The organism is Pseudomonas sp. NY8896, assembly GCF_039634505.1.
On the sequence record NZ_CP132350.1, the window covers coordinates 3,041,307 to 3,060,474 of the forward strand.

The 19,168-nt window shown below is 66.1% G+C and carries 13 protein-coding genes; 7 read left to right on the top strand and 6 right to left on the bottom strand.

Translation table 11 applies throughout. The annotated features are described in order from the left end of the window. Position 1: 1 nt before the first annotated feature. The 3 genes from Q9451_RS13730 to Q9451_RS13740 all read right to left on the bottom strand — a co-directional run bounded on the left by Q9451_RS13730 (position 2) and on the right by Q9451_RS13740 (position 4,942). Complete coding sequence (locus Q9451_RS13730) at positions 2 to 1,849, bottom strand: ABC transporter ATP-binding protein (protein ID WP_012272965.1); 1,848 nt, start codon at positions 1,847 to 1,849, stop codon at positions 2 to 4. Further along, entirely contained in the window at positions 1,842 to 3,617 is a 1,776-nt protein-coding gene (locus Q9451_RS13735) for an ABC transporter ATP-binding protein (RefSeq protein WP_012272964.1), read from the bottom strand. The genes Q9451_RS13730 and Q9451_RS13735 overlap by 8 nt, the downstream gene beginning before the upstream one ends. A 92-nt stretch (positions 3,618 to 3,709) precedes the next feature. Then, positions 3,710 to 4,942: an acyl-CoA dehydrogenase family protein gene (locus Q9451_RS13740; protein ID WP_012272963.1), complete on the bottom strand. Its 1,233-nt coding sequence runs from the start codon at positions 4,940 to 4,942 to the stop codon at positions 3,710 to 3,712. Positions 4,943 to 5,232: 290 nt separating this feature from the next. Here Q9451_RS13740 and Q9451_RS13745 point away from each other — a divergent pair, with 290 nt between their 5' ends. The 7 genes from Q9451_RS13745 to Q9451_RS13775 all read left to right on the top strand — a co-directional run bounded on the left by Q9451_RS13745 (position 5,233) and on the right by Q9451_RS13775 (position 13,560). Continuing rightward, on the top strand, positions 5,233 to 6,294 hold the full coding sequence (locus Q9451_RS13745) for an ABC transporter substrate-binding protein (protein ID WP_012272962.1): 1,062 nt from the start codon (positions 5,233 to 5,235) through the stop codon (positions 6,292 to 6,294). Positions 6,295 to 6,312: 18 nt separating this feature from the next. After that, positions 6,313 to 7,044, top strand: a complete 732-nt coding sequence (locus Q9451_RS13750; RefSeq protein ID WP_012272961.1) for a class II aldolase/adducin family protein — start codon at positions 6,313 to 6,315, stop codon at positions 7,042 to 7,044. A 73-nt stretch (positions 7,045 to 7,117) separates the two neighbouring features. Next, complete coding sequence (locus tag Q9451_RS13755; protein WP_012272960.1) at positions 7,118 to 8,305, top strand: LLM class flavin-dependent oxidoreductase; 1,188 nt, start codon at positions 7,118 to 7,120, stop codon at positions 8,303 to 8,305. A 10-nt stretch (positions 8,306 to 8,315) separates the two neighbouring features. Continuing rightward, positions 8,316 to 9,890: an ABC transporter substrate-binding protein gene (locus Q9451_RS13760; protein ID WP_012272959.1), complete on the top strand. Its 1,575-nt coding sequence runs from the start codon at positions 8,316 to 8,318 to the stop codon at positions 9,888 to 9,890. Next, a complete protein-coding gene (locus tag Q9451_RS13765) occupies positions 9,883 to 10,959 on the top strand; it encodes an ABC transporter permease (RefSeq protein ID WP_012272958.1) in 1,077 nt (358 codons plus the stop codon). Before Q9451_RS13760 ends, Q9451_RS13765 begins: the two co-directional genes overlap by 8 nt. Further along, positions 10,952 to 11,779 (top strand): ABC transporter permease, encoded by an 828-nt coding sequence (locus Q9451_RS13770; protein ID WP_012272957.1) that lies wholly within the window; start codon positions 10,952 to 10,954, stop codon positions 11,777 to 11,779. Before Q9451_RS13765 ends, Q9451_RS13770 begins: the two co-directional genes overlap by 8 nt. Continuing rightward, on the top strand, positions 11,776 to 13,560 hold the full coding sequence (locus tag Q9451_RS13775; RefSeq protein ID WP_012272956.1) for an ABC transporter ATP-binding protein: 1,785 nt from the start codon (positions 11,776 to 11,778) through the stop codon (positions 13,558 to 13,560). The genes Q9451_RS13770 and Q9451_RS13775 overlap by 4 nt, the downstream gene beginning before the upstream one ends. Positions 13,561 to 13,692: 132 nt before the next feature. Here Q9451_RS13775 and Q9451_RS13780 read toward each other — a convergent pair whose 3' ends face one another. The 3 genes from Q9451_RS13780 to Q9451_RS13790 all read right to left on the bottom strand — a co-directional run bounded on the left by Q9451_RS13780 (position 13,693) and on the right by Q9451_RS13790 (position 19,166). Beyond that, positions 13,693 to 14,781 carry an LLM class flavin-dependent oxidoreductase gene (locus Q9451_RS13780; RefSeq protein WP_012272955.1) on the bottom strand — a complete coding sequence of 363 codons (1,089 nt, stop codon included), beginning with the start codon at positions 14,779 to 14,781 and terminating at the stop codon, positions 13,693 to 13,695. Between the two features lie 27 nt (positions 14,782 to 14,808). Further along, the gene (locus Q9451_RS13785) at positions 14,809 to 17,385 is read right to left on the bottom strand and encodes a TonB-dependent receptor plug domain-containing protein (protein ID WP_012272954.1); all 2,577 of its coding nucleotides are present in this window, start codon (positions 17,383 to 17,385) and stop codon (positions 14,809 to 14,811) included. A 227-nt stretch (positions 17,386 to 17,612) separates the two neighbouring features. Next, the gene (locus Q9451_RS13790; RefSeq protein ID WP_012272953.1) at positions 17,613 to 19,166 is read right to left on the bottom strand and encodes an ABC transporter substrate-binding protein; all 1,554 of its coding nucleotides are present in this window, start codon (positions 19,164 to 19,166) and stop codon (positions 17,613 to 17,615) included. Positions 19,167 to 19,168: the final 2 nt, after the last annotated feature.

Here is a 19,168-nt window from a genome sequence, read left to right on the forward strand (position 1 = left end):
GTTAATGCGCAGCTTCGGTTGCAACCTCCCCGGCGCTGCGCAGATAGGCTTCGTACAGCGCTGCATAAGCACCGCTACGCCCGATCAGATCGGCATGCGCCCCTTGCTCCACCACCCGCCCATGCTTCACCACGGCAATCCGGTCGGCATCGCGGATGGTCGCCAGGCGATGGGCGATGATGATTGCGGTACGCCCTTGGCACAGTCGGCGCAGGGCGCGCTGGATACGCCGCTCGGTGTGCACGTCCACCGCCGAGGTGGCTTCGTCGAGCACCAGCACCGCCGGGTCGGCCAAGTACGCCCGCACCAGGCACACCAACTGCCGCTGGCCATGGCTCAGGTGCGCGCCCAGTGGGCCGACTTCGGTGTGGTAGCGCTGCGGCAGGCGTTCCAGCACTTCGTCGGCACCCAGCTCGCGGGCGGCGGCCACCAACTGCGCGTCGTCGGCGTCGGGCGCGGCCAGGCGCAGGTTGTCGAGGATGCTGCCACTGAACAGCACGTTGTCCTGCAACACCACGCCCACGTTGCGCCGCAGATCGTGCTGGGCCAGTGCGCGCAGGTCGATGCCATCGAGCCTGATGGCGCCTTGCTGCACTTCGTAGAAGCGCGTCAGCAGCTGCACCAGCGTGCTCTTGCCATGCCCGGAGGGGCCGACGATGGCCAGCACCTCGCCGGCGCGGATATGCAGGTCGAGCCCATCGATCACAGGCCGGGGGCTGTTGGGTGCGTAAGCAAAACCGACGCTGTCGAAGTCCACCTGGCCGCGCGCACGGGCCAGCGCCTGCGGTACCGGTGGGTCGAGCACCTGCGGGCGGGTGTCGAGCAGCAGGAAGATGCGCTGGGCCGAGGCACTGCCGGTGGCATAGCGCTCGAACAGGTCCGACAGCTCCTGCAATGGCCCAAGGAACAGGAACACGTAGAACAGGCTTTCGGCCACCTGGCCCACACTCACCTTGCCCTCGGCCAGGCCATGGGCGCCGACCAGCAGCAGTACCGCCATGCCGGTGGTGCTCAGCAATGCGGTGAACGGGGCGAACCAGCCGGCGCGCAGGCTGCCGCGAATCAGCGCTTGGTTGAAGTCCTCCAGCAGGCGCCGGTAACGCGCCTGGTTGCGCTGCTCTTGCCCGCACTGCTGGATCAGCCGCACCCCGCTGACGCTTTCTACCAGGTGCGCGGTGAAGCGGCTGCGTTGTTCGGCCACCTTGGCCCAGTTGCGTTGCGACACGCGCTTGAAACGCCAGGTGGCCACGGCCAGCAGCGGCACTGTGGCGGCCAGGCTGTAGAAGAAACTGGGCTCGATGCGCCACAGCATCACCGCCGCCAGGCCGCAGCGCAGCAAGGCACCCAGCAGCTCCGGTGGGCCTTGCACCAGCAGCGGCTCCAGCGCATCCACGTCACGGTCGGCGCGGGAAATGATGCGCCCGGCGCGGGTCTGGTCGAAATAGCTCACCGACAGCGCCTGCACATGGGCAAACACCTTCACCCGCAGCGCGTTCAGCACGCCGATGGCAGCGCGTCCGGCAACGAACTGCGACACCCCGGCCAGCAGAAAACGCCCCAGCCAGCTCGCCGCCAGCCCCAGGCCCAGCCACAGCACCAGGCGCTCATCCAGCAGCCAGTGGTCGGCGCTGGGCACCAGGCCATTGTCCAGCAGTTCGCGCACGAACCACGGGCGCAGGAACACGGTGAACACCAGCAGCAGTTCGATGCCGATCACTGCCAGGATCTGCCCGCGAACAGGCCGTAGCAGCGGCAGCAGGCGGTGGAACATGCCACGGTCCAGCGCCTGCCGGGCCAGGCGTTGCTCGGTGTCGATATCGCTGGCAGGGGTGTGCTGCACATCAGTCATGGTCGATCCCCAGCAGTTCGCGGTAATGGGCGTTGTGCGTGCTCAGTTCGGCATGGCTACCGGAGGCACCGATGCGGCCGTTTTCCAGCATCAGCACGCGGTCGGCCAGCAGCAGGGTGGACAGGCGGCTGGTGATCAGCAGCAAGGTCGGGCCTTGGCCACTTGTGCTGTGCAGGCGGCGGATGTTGTGCAGTACCTGGCGTTCGCCCAGTGCATCCAAGGCGCTGGTGGCGTCGTCCAGGCAGAGGATATCGGGTGCCCCAAGCAGCGCGCGGGCCAGGCACAGGCGTTGGCGCTGGCCGCCGGACAGGGTCACGCCACGGTCGCCCAGCGGGGTGTCCAGGCCGTGTGGCAGGCGCTCCAGCACATCCTCGGCGGCGGCCAGGCGCAAGGCTTCACGCAACTGCGCGTCGCTGGCCTGCGGTGCGGCCATGCGCAAGTTGGCGGCCAGGCTGTCAGAGAACAGAAAGCTCTCCTGCGGCAGTACCTGCACGCGGCGGCGCAGGTCGGCCAGGTCGAGGTCGCGCAGGTCATGCCAACCGGTACTGTCACTACCGACCTGCACGCTACCGCTTTGCACATCGGCCAGGCGTGGCAGCAGGCTGGCCAGCAGGCTTTTGCCGGTGCCGGTGGCGCCGACCAGCGCCACCACTTCGCCGGGTCGCAGGGTCAGCGAGCAGTCGTGCAGGATGTGCCGGCCCGCTTCTGCAGCACTGACGTGTACCTGGTTGAGCTTCAGCCCCAACGGCCCGGCGGGCAGGGCGGCATGGCCGCCAATGATGGCCGGGCGCTCGTCCAGCAACTGCCAGATGCGTTCGGCGCTGGCGCGGGCATCGGCAAACGTCTGCATCACCCGGCCAATGCCTTCGATACGGAACACCAGCGTGGTCGCCACCAGCAGCGAGGTGACCAGCTCGCCGATGCCCAGCGCGCCGGCTGCCACGCGCTGGGCACCATAGACCAGGATCCACACATGCCCCAGCGCCACCACCGCCTGCGGCAGCGGAATGCGCGAGCTGGCGTAGGCGAGGGCGGTGCGAGCATGGCCGGTGAACACCTCGACCTGGCTGGCAAAACGGGCGATGCGCTGCTTTTCCAGGCCGAAGGCCTTGATTACCCGCACCCCACCAATGCCTTCGGCCAGGTCCTGGCTGACTTGGTCGTAGGCGGCGCCCACGGCACGGTCGAGGGTGACCAGGCGGTCGGTCTGTACCACGAACAGCCACAGCCCGGCACCGGTCAGCAACAAGGGCACCAGGCCCAACAGCGGGTCGTACCAGCTCAACAGGCCAACGGCGGCGATCACCACCAGCGGCGTTTCGATGATCTGCCGCCAGAAGGTGATCAGCGCGTCGCGCACCTTGTCGGCATCGCGGGTGGTGCGGGTAACCAGTTCACCCATGCCGTGGCGCCAGTGGTAGCCCAGGTGCAGGTACTGCACCTGGCTGAGGATGCGCTCACGCAGGCGCGTGAGCAGGGCTTGGCTGAGTACCAGTGACAACACGGCGGCGGCGTATTGCAACAGGCCGCGCCCCAGGGCAATGGCCAGCAGCAGCCACAGCCAGTGCCAGGCTATGCTGGCGTCCAGGCTGCCATCGGCCAGGCGCTGTACGGCGCGGCCGCTGCTGACATCGTCGACCGCGTGGCCGATCAGCCACTGTTGCCAGGCCAAGCCGAGGTTGCCGGCAATGTACAAGGCTGTGACCAAGGCGAAGCGCCAAGGCATTTCGCGATAGATGGCCAAGGCCCGAAGAAGAGGGTGGTTCATGTAAATGCTCGATCAGAATGCGACGCCGCCCCTTGTAGGAGCGGCCTTGTGTCGCGATAGGGGCGCAAAGCGCCCCCCGCCCAAACCCCATTTCAGCGGCGTGTAGCGCCCTGGTTCTCCTTGGCATTGAGCACAGCCGTGTACTCCCCGGGATCCGCCCCGTTCAGGTAGTAGTTGCCGACGTTGTGCAGGCGCCAGCGGATCGGGTCGTGGGTGGTGTGCACCCGGGCATTGCGCCAGAAGCGGTCGAGGTTCCACTTGCTGAGCGAAGCGCTGGCCCCCAGCAGCGAGAACAGGTCGCTGGAAATTTTCAGCGACGCCGCATCGGAATGCGCACGGGCGGTAGCCACCGACAAGATCAGCTCATCCTGCAACGCCTTGTTCTGCGGATCGCGCTCGTGTTCGTCGAACACCCGCGCCGCTTCGCGCAGCACCGACTCGGCGCCGCGTAGCGCCACGGCATACTCGCCGACCTGGCGAATCACATGCGGCTCGTCACTGGCGCGCTCGACGCCGCTTTCCACCCAGGCGCGGGCATGTTCGCGCAGGTACTCGACCGCCGCCTGCAATGCGCCTGCGGCGATGCCGGTGTCGATGGCCGCGTGGAGGATCTGCGGGAAGGTCAGACCGGTGCGTTTCATCGGCCCGCTGCGGCGGGTCAGGTAGCGTTCGTCGAGCACGATATCGTCGAACTTCACCGTGCCGCTCACCGAGTTTTGCTGCCCGAAGGCCTGCCAGTCATCGACCAGGGTCAAGCCGGGGGTGTCGCGGTGCAGCAGCACACCGACGCCGCCGTCTTCGCTGGCGGCAGTCAGCGAGATCCACTCGGCCAGGTAGGAGCCGGTGGAGTAGAACTTGCTGCCGTTGAGTACCCACTGGCCGTCGGCGCGGCGCTCGACGCGGGTCTTGAGGGCGAACTTGTTCTTGCCGCCGATTTCGGCCAGGGCATTGCCGAAGCGCTTGCCAGCCAGCACGTCGGCAATCAGCCGGTCGCGTACTTCATCCGGGTAGCCGGTGAAGATGCCGCGCAGCATCACGTTGTGAATCTGCAGCAGTTGGCCGACGCCGCCGTCGGCGGTGGAAACCAGGCGCACGGTTTCGACCACGGTCTGCACCGAGGCACCCAGGCCGCCGAATTCGGCCGGCACGGCGATGGCGGTCAGGCCGCTGCTGGATAACAGCTCGGCTTGGCGGTGGGGGAGCTGGCCGTTGTTGCGCGGGTCGGCGGCCAGCTCGGCGATTTGTGCAGCAACCTGGCGGGCGGCTTCGATGGCTTGAGCTTCGCTGGTGAGGCGGCGGGCGGGGGAGGGTTCTATGGCGCTCATGAAGAGGTCTCGGGTAGGTCTGAAGGGGCCAGTGCGCCTTGGCGCGGTCCCAAGCCCTTGAGCAATATCTTTGCCACCCCCTCTTCAAGCCCCATCCTGCGCGGTCTCTACAACTTTTTGCTGCCCCAGCAGCAGCCGCCTTGCTGATCTGGCAGCACCCCACCCGCAATCTTGCTCCCAATCCAGCACCATGCGCCCTGTCACAACAGCCAACCCCACGTAAATCAAGGCTTCTAGCGGTTGGCACGCACACTGCAATGGTGCTTGCACGACGCCCAAGGAGCCTCCCCATGACCCTCGCAACCCCCACCGCAAAACGCCTGGCGGACGACCCGTCCGCCCTGGAGCGCATCTGGTTCACCCGCTGCCCCGTGCCTACCGCCTCTGGCATCGCCTACAAGCTCGGCTGGCTGGAACAAGAGTTCGCCCCCGACGGCCTGCCGGTCTCGACCTTGCAGGAGGCCCGCCAGCTGGGCCATCACCATTACGATCACCAGCTGCCTGGGCTGCTGCGCGAAGGCGGCAACGTACCGGCGTTGGCGGCGCGCGCTGCAGGCTCGCCCAGCCGGCTGATCGGCCTGACCTGGATCGAGGAATGGCAAACCATTCTGGTCCGCCCAGACTCCGGTATTCGCAGCGCCGCCGACCTGCGCGGCAAACGCCTGGCCCTGCCGGCCTGGGGCGACAGCCGCCCCGGCAGCATCGCTCGGGCCATGAGCCTGCACGGCTACAAAGGCGCCCTGGCTTCGGCTGGCCTGCACCTGGATGACGTGCAGTTGGTGGAAGTGGCTCTGCTTGACCAGGCCGACGCCGCCACCCCGCAGTTGGGCCTGCAACGGCTGTGGTCGGGGCTGGAGTACCTGGCGCGCGGTGACGTCGATGCGGTGTACGTGAAGGGCGCGGCAGCGGCTGATGCGGCACGCCGGTTGGGCCTGGTGGTCGGCGTCGACCTCGACCTGCTGCCCGACCCACGCCACCGCATCAACAACGGTACACCGCGCCCGATCACCGTGCACCAGCGCCTGCTCGACAACCATTTTGACCTGGTGGTGCGCTTCCTTGCTCAGACCTTGCGTGCTGCCGAATGGGCAGCCGGCAACCGTGCCGCGCTCAATCGCATCCTCGAAGAAGAAACCCGCGCTGGCAGCCAAGGCGTGGCTGACGCCTACCGTGGCGATTTCCACACCACCCTGGCGCCAGACCTGTCCGAGCAGCGCCTGGCCTTCCTTGGCACACAAAAAGATTTCCTCTACCTGCACGGCTTCCTCGAAGCCGACTTCGCCATCGCCGACTGGGTCGACCCGCGGCCCCTGCAAGCTGCCCATGAACTGCTGGCCCAGCGCCGCGCCTGACCTGACCGGAGATTGAACATGACCGTACTGATCAACGAACGCCCCATCACTGCCGAACTGCAAACCTTCATCGACCAGGTGGTGGCCGAAGCGCAAGCGGCCTTCAGCGTCTTTCGCGAAACCAACACCATCACAGCCAATGGCACGGTCGGCTTTATCGAGCGGGTGCCCGGTGAAGAACTGCTGGTAGCGGTCAACTACGGCGGCCCGTGGAACCACCACAAGCCACTGCAGGCCACGGTGACCGACTTTTCCGGCAACGTCATCGTCGGCAAGGGCAAAGGTGGCCTGGGCCGTTACACCAAGCTGTTCCAGACCCACGCCGACATCACCACCGTGTCACACGTGCACAGCCCGTACCTCGGCGCCTGGGCCCAGACCCACCGTACCTTGCCGTTCCACTATGTGCCGGTGCAGCGCTACCAACTGGCCCGCGAGCTGCCGGTGTACATCGACCGGCGCCAGGCCGAGGTGGACTTCATTCTCGACAAGATCGCCGAGAACCCGTTCAACCTGGCGATCCTGGAAGCCAACGGCGGCGCCACGGTGTGGGGCAAGCAGGGGTTGCGGGCCACGGCGGAGTTCATCCTGTTGCTGGAGGAGGGCGCGCAGATTCAGCTGTTGGCGGACGCCTTGGGTGGGTCGCGGCCTTATGGGCCGGGGGTGCTGACCCAGCAGTGGAAGATGAGCGGGTTGTATGAGCGCGCTACCGAGCTGGGCTTGGTGCCTGGCATCGATCGACGTAGCTGAGCAGATCGCTGGGGGCGCTGCGCGCCCCTGTCGCGACACAAGGCCGCTCTTACCTGAAACAAGGACTCACCCCATGGCAGTAAAGATCCTCTGGTACCTCACCACCCCCGACGGCCCCTATCCCTGGGAGCCCGAAGGCCGCTGGCACACCGATTTCGAGCACCTCAAGCAGTTGGCCATCGCCGCTGACCGCCTGGGCTACTATGGCTCGCTGCTCGGCTCCAGCCCCAACGAAAGCCTGGCTGTGTCGGCAGCGCTGATCGACGCCACCCATCGCCTGCGCTTCCTGGTCGCCCAGCACCCCGGCGAGCTGTCGCCAGCAGTGTTGGCCAAATGGGCACTCACCTTCGACCAGTTTTCCAACGGCCGTCTGCTGTTCAACGTGGTCAACGGCAACGACGCTGGCCTGGCCACCTTGGGCGTGCATTATCCGCACGATGAGCGCTACGACTTCAGTCTGGAGTATTGGCGCGCCTTCCAACGTTTCTACGCCGGAGACACCGCGGGTTACGACGGCCGTTACGTCAAGCTTTCACCCCGTTCGCCAGCCGCCGCCGATCACCCGCTGGGCGGCTGGCACCCACCGAAGCAAACGCCTGGCATCCCGCTGTGGGGCGCTGGTACGTCGGCGCCGGGCGTGGCCCATTCGGTGCAACTGCTCGATGTCTACCTGAGCTTCGCCGACACCCCGCAAAAGCTCGGCGACAAGTTTCGCCGGGTGGCGGCCGAGGCGGCGAAGATCGGCCGTGAGCTGACCTACGGCACCCGCCTGCAGGTGATCGTGCGCGAGACCGAAGAAGAAGCCTGGGCCCACGCCGAGCGCCTGTTGCAGCGCACCTCGCTGGCCACCGCGCGTGCTGCCATCGAGCGCCAGCTGCCGCCGGGGCAAACCTTCGACAGCTACGTCAGCGACGACCCGCGCATTCAGCGCAACCTCGACAGCATCCGCGCCGGGCGCCTGCCCACGGCCCGCGAACTGGAGATCTACCCCAATGTCTGGCTAGGCCCCAGCCTGTTTGGCTTCAACATCCTCGGCCCGGCCGCCGGCACCTACCTGGTTGGCAGCGCCGAGCAGGTCGCCGAGCGCATTCGTGAGTACGAGGCCCAGGGCACGTCGGCATTCATCCTCTCGGGTTTCCCGCTGATCGATGAAGCGCACCGGGTGGCTGACCTGCTGTTCCCGCTGCTGGACCTGGACCATGGCTTCGAGGTGCCGCGCCTGGCTGCGGCCGGCAAGCCGCCCGTGGCACAAACGGCGTAAGGAGAGGGTGATGAGCGAGCTGTTTTCGCGCCGGGTGTTTCTCGGCAACAGCCTGGCTGTTGGTGGCAGCCTGCTGCTTGGCGGCGGGTTGCTCAGCGGCTGCGACAGCGGCGCGCCAGCAACCGCCAGCGCGGTGCCGACGGGCACGCCGGTGCGTGGCGGGCGACTGCGGGTGGGCATTATCGACGGTGACCAGGCCGGTAACCTCGATGCGCACAAACCGGTGGGTGGCGGCATCATCCGTGGCTGGGCGTTGTACGCCAAGTGCTGGGAATGGAATGCCGATGTCAGCACGCGCCTGGCACTGGCCGAGTTCGCCGAGCCGAACGCCGATGCCAGTGCCTGGACCATCCGGCTGAAGCCTGGGCTGGAATTTCACCACGGCAAAAGTATCACCGCCGATGACATGCTGTTCTCGATCCTGCGCCTGACCGACCCGCAACTGGCCTCGCCATTTGCCGGGCTGGTCGGCGCCATCGATCGGCAGGCCTTGCGCAAGCTGGACGCGCGCACCCTCGAAATTCGCTTCAAGCAGGGGCAAAGCTTCTACCCCCTGGACGAAACCTTGATCAGCTTCGGCGGCATCGTGCCCACTGACTACCACCCGGTGACCAACCCGGTCGGTGCCGGCCCGTACCGGCTGAAAAGCTTCATCCCCGGCCAGCGCTCGCTCTACACCCGCTTCGAAAACTACTACAAGCCCAACCGTCCCTATGCGGATGAGCTGGAAATCATCGAATTCAAGGACCAGGTCTCGCGGGCCGCAGCGCTGCGTGCCGGGCAGATCGACGTGGCCAGTGGTGTGCAGGCCGAGCACAGTGCGTTGCTCAAGGCCGACCCACGGCTGCGGCTGTATGCCTCGCCGACCACCTCGTTCACCGGCTTCAACCTGAACATGGCCAAGGCGCCGTTTCAGGATGTGCGGGTGCGCCAGGCGTTCCGCCTGCTGGCCGACCGCCAGGAGCTGGTGGCGCGTGGCCTGAATGGTTTTGGGCGGGTGGCCAATGACCTGTATTCGCCCCATGACCCCACCTTCAACCATGCCATCGCCCAGCGCCCCTACGACCTGGACCAGGCCCGTTCGCTGCTGCGTCAGGCCGGGCAGAGCGATTTGCGTGTCGAACTGACAACCACGCCGGGGGCCGGTGTCAACGCCGCGCTGGTGTTCGCTCAGCAGGCTTTGAAAGCCGGGGTGCAGGTGAAGGTCAATCAGGTGGATGGGTCCGTCTTCAATGGCCCGCAGCGTGAGCAATGGCAGCTGTCGCCGGGCTCGACTCCGGCGCGCGGCTTTCTCGCCTCGGCGTTGCACAACGATGCACCGCAGGCCATCTACAACCGCAGCAATTTCCACGACCCGCGCTTTACCGACCTGTTCCAGCAAGCCCTGGCCCAGCCTGACTTGGCATTGCGCAAGGCCTTGGTGCATGAAGCCCAAACCATCCAGCACGAACGTGGTGGGTTGCTGGTCTGGGGCTTTTCCGACGTGCTCGATGCCGCGTCGGCCAAGGTGGGCGGGCTCACCCCGGAACAGACCACCTTCGCCTCCTGGCGTTTTGACGAACTCTGGTTGAACCCCAATGCCTGATACACGACACACGCCCCGCACACCGGCATGGCTGGCCTGGTTCATCGGCCGACTGGGCTATGGCCTGCTCACCGCGTGGGTGATCACCCTGGTGGTGTTCGTCGCCACCCAGGCGCTGCCCTCGGACCCGGCGCGGGTGATTCTTGGCCCGGATGCGCCGCTGGACAGTATCCTCACCCTGCAACGCCAACTGGGCCTCGACCAGCCGATCCTGGTGCAATACCTGCGCTGGCTGGGCGCCGCATTGGGCGGCGATCTGGGCATTTCGCTGGACTCCCAGGTACCCGTGGCGCAGCTGCTGTTTGGCCGGTTGGGCCATACCCTGGCCTTGTTGGCCGGGGTGCTGGCGCTGGTGGTGCCGATGGCGCTGCTGCTGGGCGTGAGCCTGGCCCTGCGCCGCGATAGCCGGCTGGACCGCTGGGGGTTGTCGGCGTTGATTCTGCTCAAGGCCACGCCGGGCTTTTTGCTGGCCATCGGCCTGGTGCTGGTGTTTTCCATGCCGGGCATGGGCTGGCTGCCGGCGGTGTCGATCCTTGACCCGCAGTTGCCGTTGTGGCGGCAATGGCAATCGTTGGTGCTGCCGGTAGTGGCCCTGAGCTTGTCGGCACTGCCGTACCTGACGCGCATGGTGCGTGCCTCGATGATCGAGGCGCTGGAGTCCGAGTACGTGATCGCCGCCCGTCTGCGCGGCATCCCCGAGCGGCGCATCGTCTGGCGGCACACGTTGCCCAATGCCCTGACCCCGGCGATCCAGGGCGTGGCGCTGACCCTGCGCACGCTGGTCGGCGGCGCCCTGCTGGCAGAGGTGATCTTCAGTTACCCAGGTATAGGTACGGCGTTGAACGCAGCGATCCAGATGCGCGACCTGCCGATGATCCAGGGCGTGGTGCTGGTCATCACCCTGGCGGTGGTGCTGATCAACCTGCTGGCTGATCTGTTGACCGTATTGCTTACCCCCAAGCTGCGTACCGCGCGCCGGGTGCGGATGATCCGCCGTATCCGCCGCGGTATCCGCCCGTGGTGGCGACGCGCGCGCAGCACCCCTGCCCAGGAGGCGACCCATGACTGAATCCCGTTGGCTGGCCGACCCGCAGGTACGGCGTGGCGCCGTGATCACCTTGTTGGTGGCGCTGTTGGCCGCGTTCGGCCCCTGGCTGGCGCCGCATGCTCCCACGGCGATGGTGGGGCCGGTGTACGGCCCGCCGGCCGCCGGAGCGCCGCTGGGGCATGATTTTCTTGGCCATGACCTGTTATCGAGGCTGCTCAGTGGCGGGTTATCGGTACTGTGGATGTCGGTTGCCGCAGCCACCTTGGCATTGCTGGTCGGTGGCAGCCTGGGCTTGCTGGCCGGGTTCTCGCGCCGGCGCCTGGACCAGGCGATCAGTTGGGCGGCGGATGTGTCGCTGGCGTTTCCCGACCTGATCCTGGTGCTGCTGATCGTGTCCATGCTCGGCAGGGCGCCGTGGCTGATCGTGTTGACCGTAGCCATTGCCTTCACCCCAGGCGTCATCCGCCTGGCGCGCGGCAGCGCGGTGGCGGTAGCCGGGCAGGAGTTTGTCGAGGCTGCGCAGATGATGGGTTACCCGCGTTGGCGCATCCTCTTTCAGGAAATCCTGCCGAATATTCTTACGCCCCTGCTGGTGCACTTCGGCAACATGCTGACCTGGGCGGTGGGCATGCTGTCGGGCTTGAGTTTTCTGGGCTACGGGGTGGCACCGCCTGCTGCCGACTGGGGGCTGATGATCAATGAAAACCAGGCCGGCTTGCTGGTGCAGCCGTGGGCCGTGCTGGCTCCGGCGTTACTGATCGGCGTGTTTGCCTATGGCACCAATATCCTCGCCGAGGGCATTGGCCGGGTCAGCGCACGGGTCGGGGAGAAACAGTCATGAATGCGCCTTTGAAGGTCGACAGCGACGTGTTGCAAGTCAGCGAGCTGCGGGTGGAACTGGCTGGGCAGGTCGAGGTGTTGGCCGAGGTTTCCTTCAGCCTGGCGGCAGGGGAGATTGTCGGCCTGGTCGGCGAGTCCGGCTCAGGCAAGACCACCTTGGCCACGGCATTGTTGCAGCACGCCCGGCAGGGCGCGCGCATTGTTGGCGGGCAGGTGGTGGTGGCAGGGCAGTCGGTGCTGGCACTCGAAGGCGAAGCCTTGCGCCTGGCCCGTGGCGGGCTGGTCGGCTACGTGGCCCAGGACCCAGCCACGGCGCTGAACCCGGCGTTGCGCCTGGGGGCCTTGCTGCGTGAAACGCTGCTGGCGCACCAGCCCAAGCTGTCGCGCGACGCTGTGCGTCAGCGCATCGGCGAAACCCTGGTGGAGGTGGGCCTGCCCGATGACGACGCCTTCCTGCGGCGCTTCCCGCACCAACTGTCTGGCGGGCAGCAACAGCGGGTGATGCTGGCGCTGGCGTTCGTCCTGCGGCCCCGGTTGATCGTGCTCGACGAGCCTACTACCGCACTGGACGTCACCACCCAGGCCCATGTGTTGCAGACCCTCAAGCGCCTGTGCCGTGAACACGGTGTGGCGGCGCTTTACGTCACCCACGACCTGGCCGTGGTGCGTGAGCTGGTGGACCGGGTCATGGTGATGTACGCCGGGCGGCTGGTGGAGGTGGCCGGGCGCGAGGCGCTGTTCTGCAACCCTGCGCACCCTTACACCCGTGCCTTGCTCGCGGCTATCCCCGACGTTGCCCGGCGTCAGCCGCTGCAGGCGATTGCCGGGCATGCGCCGGCACCCGGGCAGCGCCCGCATGGCTGTGCGTTTGCGCCGCGCTGCGACCGGCATCGGGCCGAGTGTTCGGTGATCGAACCGTCGTTGCTGACGCTCGAGGGCAAGCATCAGGTCGCCTGCCTGGTGCCGCACCAAGAACCGCTGCCCCTTGCGGGGGCGGCTGTCGAGGTTGAATCGGTGCCGAACGAAGCCGTGTTGCTAGAGGTTCGGGAGCTGGATGTCGCTTACGATCGCCAGGTGCTGTTCGATGTTTCATTGCGTGTGGGGCAAGGGGAGTGCCTGGCGCTGGTGGGCGAATCGGGTTCGGGCAAGACCAGCCTGGCCAGGGCCATTGCCGGGCTGGGCGAGAACGTTCAGGGGCAAATGCGTTACGCCGGCGAGCCTTTGGCGTTTGCCGCACGCGAGCGTGATGCCCGTTTGCGTCACCAGATTCAGTATGTGTTCCAGAACCCTTATCGGGCCTTGAACCCAAGGCAGACGGTCGGGCAAACGCTCAGCGCGCCGTTGGCGCACTTTTTCGGTGTGCGTGGTGGTGAGGCGCGGCGTCGGGTCGAGGCGGTGCTGGAACGGGTGTCGTTGCCGGCTCGGGTGGCGGATTTGTACCCGCATAGCTTGTCTGGTGGTGAACGGCAACGTGTGGCGATTGCCCGAGCGTTGATCTGCGAGCCAAGGCTGCTGGTTTGTGACGAGATTACCTCGGCGCTGGATGTGTCGGTGCAGGCGTCGATTCTGGCCTTGCTACAGCGTTTGCAGGGGGAGGGGCTGACCTTGTTGTTCGTCACCCATGACCTTGGGGTGGTGCGGGCGATTGCCGACCGGGTGCTGGTGTTGCGACAGGGGCGGGTGGTGGAGCAGGGGAGTGCCGAGCAGGTGCTTGGGAGGCCGGTTGATGCGTATACCCGGACGCTGGTGGAGCATTCGCCTCGGTTGCGTGTTGGCTTCTAGGTTCATGGCTTGGGGTGTTTGGTGCCTGTGAGATCGAGCGCCGCGCGGGCGGCGCTCGATCTCACAGGTGCTGCATACCCCAAGCCATGAACCCAGAAACCAACACGCAACCCCAACCCATACACCCCATCCTCACCCCACAAACCGCGCCTGCCGCCGCCGCACTTCCTCGCGCACCGCCGGAATCACCCAGCGCCCGTAATCCACCGTGTCATACAGCGGGTCATAACCGCGGTTGAGAAAAGTGGTCACCCCTAGGTCGACATAATCGAGCAACGCCTGGGCCACCGTTTCCGGCGTGCCCACCAGCGCAGTGGTATCGCCATAGGCACCCACTGCGGTCGCCGTCGGCATCCACAACGCCCGATCATGCCGGTCGGCGCGGGCGGCGGCAGCGAGCAGGCGCTCGGAACCGGTGCCTTTGATGCGCTTCTGCCACGGGCTGTCTGCCGCAAACTGCGGGTTGGCTTTGATCTGCGCGAGGATCTGTTCGGCGCGCTGCCAGGCCTGTTCTTCGGTGGCAGCCAAAATCAGCCGCACCGACAGACTAACCCTGGGTGCGGCTACGCCTGCGGCGGCCGCGGCCGCCTTGAGTTTGCCGATCTGCTCGGCAACACCGCTCAGCGGCTCACCCCACAGGGCATACAAATCCGCATGCTTGACGGCGATCTGGTAGGCGATATCGGACGAGCCACCGAAGGAAATCGGGATATGCGGCTGCTGCAACGGTTTGACCGGTGAAAAAGCACCTTTGATGTTGAAGTAGCGGCCCTCGAAGTCGAACGGTTCCTCGGCGGTCCAGGTGCGGCGGACAATCTCGAGGTACTCGTCGGCACGCCGGTAGCGCTCGGTCTTGTCCAGCAGGGTGTCACCTTCTTGCGGCTCGGCGGTAATACCGGTAATTGCGTGCAGGCGGATGCGCCCGCCGCCGGTGGTATGGTCGAGGGTGGCGAATGCCCGTGCGGCCACCGTTGGCGCTGTCAGGGCCGGGCGGTGGGCGATCATGAAACCCAGGCGTTCGGTGTGCGCGGCCGCATAGGCGGCAATCTGCAGGCTGTCGGCGCTGCCTGGGCCGCTGGCGATCAGCACCCGGTCGAACCCGGCATGCTCATGGGCGCGGGCGTGGTGACGAATGAACGGCAGGTCGAAGTCCGCTGTGCGCACGCCACGGGTCTCGGACCACTGGCGGGGGAAGATCATGCCGACGAATTCAATGGACATGGCTGAGGCCTTTCAGGTTGAGGGTGATCAGAACTGGTAATCGACCTGGGCCAGCAGCGTGCGGCCCGGCATCGGTTGCAGGAAAGTGTTGGTGGAACCTGCCAGGCCACTGACGAAATTCAGCTCGTCGGTGACGTTGAGCATGCGCACCGTTACGCCCCACTGGGGCTGGCGGTAGTACACGGCAAGGTCGAGGTTGTATTCGTCCGGCACTTTCACCGTCTTGCTCAGGTTCAGGTACCAACTGCTGGTCCACCAGCCGGAAAGCTCGACGCCAAACCCCGAATCGAAGCGGTAGTCGACATAGCCGCCGGCGTTGTATTCGGGGATCTGCACGGCATCGAACTTGCCGGACGGGCGCTGGTTGAGGCTGTTGTTGTCGCCGAATACGGTGCCGTTGTCGGGGATGAACCCCGCCGAGGCAAACCCCGCTTGGCTGGTGAACTCGTTGTAGGCACTGATGCGGCTGAGGTTGAGGCCGCCGCGCAGGTGCTGGTCCTGGTAGCGCAGGGTTGCTTCCCAGCCTTTGACGATCAGCCGGGCAATATTGTTGTTGCTGTCCGGCGACTGGTCGCGGGCTTGCCGGTAGGCCGCCAGGGTCAGAAACAGCTGGTCGGGCACTGCCTCCACCTTCAAGCCCACCTCATGCAACACGCTCAGGCTCTCGAAGGCCAGCGGGTTGAGCTGGTTGGCCCCGCTGCCACTGCCCCAGCCCAGGCCGTTGGTGAAGAAGCCGGTGTTCACCGCCAGCGAGCGATCGAAGGTGTAATACAGTGTGCTGTTGTCCGTGGGTTTGAAATAGGGGCTGACCTGCACCGAAAACAACCGGTAGTTGTTCGCGTCCTTGCGCGGGTTGCCGCCGGGCAGCACGAATGGGTTTTCGATGCGTGCGTCTATCCAGCTGCGGCTGGCGCCGACGTTCAGGCCTACACGCTCGCCCAGGCGCAGGTTGTGCTGGCTGAACAGGGTCTTGGTGGTCCAGGTGCTGTCTGCGGTGTACGGCGCTACCGATTCGGCATACAGGCCGTGCCCTGCCGGGTACATGGCGGGCAGGTTGAGCCAGCCGTAATAGCTGGAGAATTGCGGCACACCGGGTTGGCCGATCCAGGCAGCGTTGCCGCCAGCTGGGTTGCGGCCGCTCAGGCCGAGCAGGTCGCCGGGGTTCTTCAAGGTCGGGTCGAGGGTCAGGTCATAGGCGTTGATGGTACTGCCGAAGCTGTTGTTGGCGGCGATTGACTCGTTGCGCTCGCGGCGGTAGATAAGCCCGGTGTTGCTGTCGTCGATCAGGGTCAGGTCGCCCAACTGCCACTGGCCGCGCGCGCGGAACTCGAAGCGGTTGTCGAAGATGTCGTCCTTGCCCTGCACCTGGAACGCGCCCACGGCGTCGGTGGTGTCGGTGGAGTGTTGGTAGAAGGTGCTGTTGGCCAGGGTGATCGACGAGGTCAGGTCGCCTTCGACGCGCAGTTGCGTGGTGAAGCGCCGCGAGCGGTTTTCGTCTTGCGCGCGCTGGCCGGTCTGCGATGACAGCGAAGTCAGGCCGTTACCTGCAAGCGAGGGGTCGTAGACCCAACCACGCAGGCTGCCGGGGTTGGCCTGGGTGTTGGGCGAGGCGCCCTGGAAACTGCCGTTGACCACCGCGTACTGGCCCTGGGCATTGCGCTGGCGTTGTACCCAACCGAGGACTTGGGCATCGGCGGCGCCAGAGGACAGCACCGGCGACCACAAGGTATTGCCATTCTGAATGATCGGCGTGGCGCGGCCGGCGTAGTACTTGCCGTGGTCGACCAGGCCCTGGCTGGCGCGGTTCCAGCCGTGGGTGATGTTGTAGTCGTAGTAGTCGTCGTAGGCGGCGTTCCAGTCCACCCGCAGGTTGTCATTGCGCCAGGCGAGGGCGCCGTAGAAAGCGTCGAAGTTGTTCTCGACGTTGTCGTAGAAGTCTTCCTGACGCTGGCGGGTAATGCTTACCCGGTAGGCCAGGTTGTCGCTCAGCGGGCCGGTGTTGTCGATGCTGAACTTGGTGGCATCGCGGGACTCGCCATCGGGGATCCAGCTGCCGATCTCACCGCTGAGCTTGGTACGAAAGCGGTTGAAATCGGGCTTCTTGCTCAGGTAATTGACGTAGCCGCCACTGCCGCTGACCGAGCCGTAGGTGACCGACGATGGGCCGGCGACGATGTCGGCGCCTTCGTAGGCGTTGAAATTGGCCGGGTGACGTACACCGTAGGCGCGCTGGCCGTCCTGGAACACCTCGGTGTTCTGCCCGCGCATCTGCGGGGCGATACCGGCGTTCTGGCCACCGCCGCGGGTGATGCCGGGGGCGTATTTGACCAGGTCGTCGGAGCTGCGGATCGGGTCGTTGGCCAGTTGTTCGGCGTTGATCTGGGTGACTGAGCGCGGGGTGTCCAGCACCTTGGCTTCCAGGCCGCCATAGATCGAAGCGGGCGGACGGGTGGGCAGGGCGTCGTCGTCGGTTTGTTCGGCCTGCACGGTGACGGTTTGCAGTTGGGTGTCTTCGGCGAAGGCCATGGGTGTGCTGGTGGCCAGGATGGCCAGCGCCAGGGCGCTAGGCTGGAATTTTGGGTGCAGCAAGGTAACGCGGGGCATTGGCTGGGCCTCGTTCAAGAGTAGGAATGTGGGAGAAACGAGGGCGCAGCCGCGCCTGCGGTTGGTATTGGGTACACGCGGTCCCTGTAGGAGCGGCCTTGTGTCGCGATAGGGCCGCAAAGCGGCCCCGGCAATCTATGTATCGACGCTGAAATCCTGGGGCCGCCTTGCGGCCCTATCGCGACACAAGGCCGCTCCTACAAAAGGCAGACCGCGTAGTAACAGGGTCAGGTTTTCAGCCACAGGCTCTCGAACCGCCAGGTACTGAACAGCGACTGCTCTGCCTGCGCGCCACCCACGCGGGTGCTGACACTGTCGAGCAGGTCGGCAAAGCCCCAGATCAACATGCCGCCGCGTTCGTATTGAATGCGTTGCGCCTGGTGCACCAGGTTCTTGCGCTTCTCCAGGTCTGGCTGGGCCATGGCGGCGAGAAAGGCCTGACTGAATTCGGGGTCGTTGAAGTGGGTCTTGTTGGCCACGGCGAATGGCGCATCGGTGTGAATCGCGCTGGCCAGGAACGGCGCACCGATGCTGCCACCGGTACTCAAGGTCCAGTCATCGCGCTGCGGCCCTTGGAAGGTGGCCAGGTCGACCTGGCGCACATTGAGGGTCACACCGATACGCCGGGCCTGCTCGGCCAGCACCAGGGCCGAAGCCAGCCCCGGCCCTGGCGTGGTCACCAACTCCACCTGCAACTGTTCATGGCCGGCTTCGCGCAGCAACTGGGCTGCGCGCTGCGGGTCATGAGGGCGTGGGCCGATGCTGTGGTCGAAGGTGGGGTCGAACGGTGCATACAGGTCGTTGGCCACCCGGCCTTGGCCATTGAGCGCACGGCGCACCAGCTCGTCACGGTCGGCCAGCAGGCGGAATGCCTCGCGCACGCGCGGGTCGTCGAACGGCGCCTTGGCGGTGTTCATGTCGAACGACAGCCAGTTGCCGCTCACCGACTTCAGCAGGCGCAGCCGTGGGTCGGCTTGCAGCACCTGCAGGTGTTCGGTGGACATGACGTTGGCCATGTCGATCTGCCCGGCCCGCAATGCCGCCAGGCGGCCGGTCTGGTCCTTGAAGTCGATGATCTCCAGTTCATCGGCATAAGGCTTGCCGGGTTTGTAGTAGTTGTCGAAGCGGGTGAACAGTGAGCGCTGACCTGGGGTGAAGCTTTTCAGTTTGTAAGGCCCGGCGCCGACCGGGTTGGTGACTGGGTGGTAGTCCACCGGCACGATGCCGCCGAAGTTGACCCAGGTCTCCGGCAGCGGCAGGTAGCTGCGCCCTTCGCGAAAGCCCAGGCGCACGGTACGGTCGTCCAGCTTGACCAGGTTGTCGCGGTCCACCCAGTGCAGCAGCGCCGCGTAGGGCGAGGCCAGCTGCGGGTCGGTGAGGCGGCGGATGGAGAAGATCAGGTCGTCGGCGTCGATGGTCTTGCCGTGGTGGAACTCCAGCCCCGGCTTCAGGCGCAAGGTCCAGCTGCTGGCATCGGCATTGGGCTCGGCGAACTCGGCCAGGGCCAGGCGCGGCTGCATCTGCTCGTCCCATTCCCACAGCTTGCTGTACAGGGCAAAGCCACGCACGATGCCGCTGCCGATGGGCTTGTGGGCGTCGAGGTTGCCGCTCTGGTTGCCGTCGATGATGCCCAGGCGCAGGCGCCCGCCATGGCGTGGCTGGTCGGCCACGCCATGGATTGGGCCGTCGGCGGGGCCGCAGCCGGCCAGCAACCCGCCGGCCAGCACGCCGGCGTGGCCAAGGAAACTGCGCCGGCTCAGTGGGTAACCGTCCCTGGCCATGG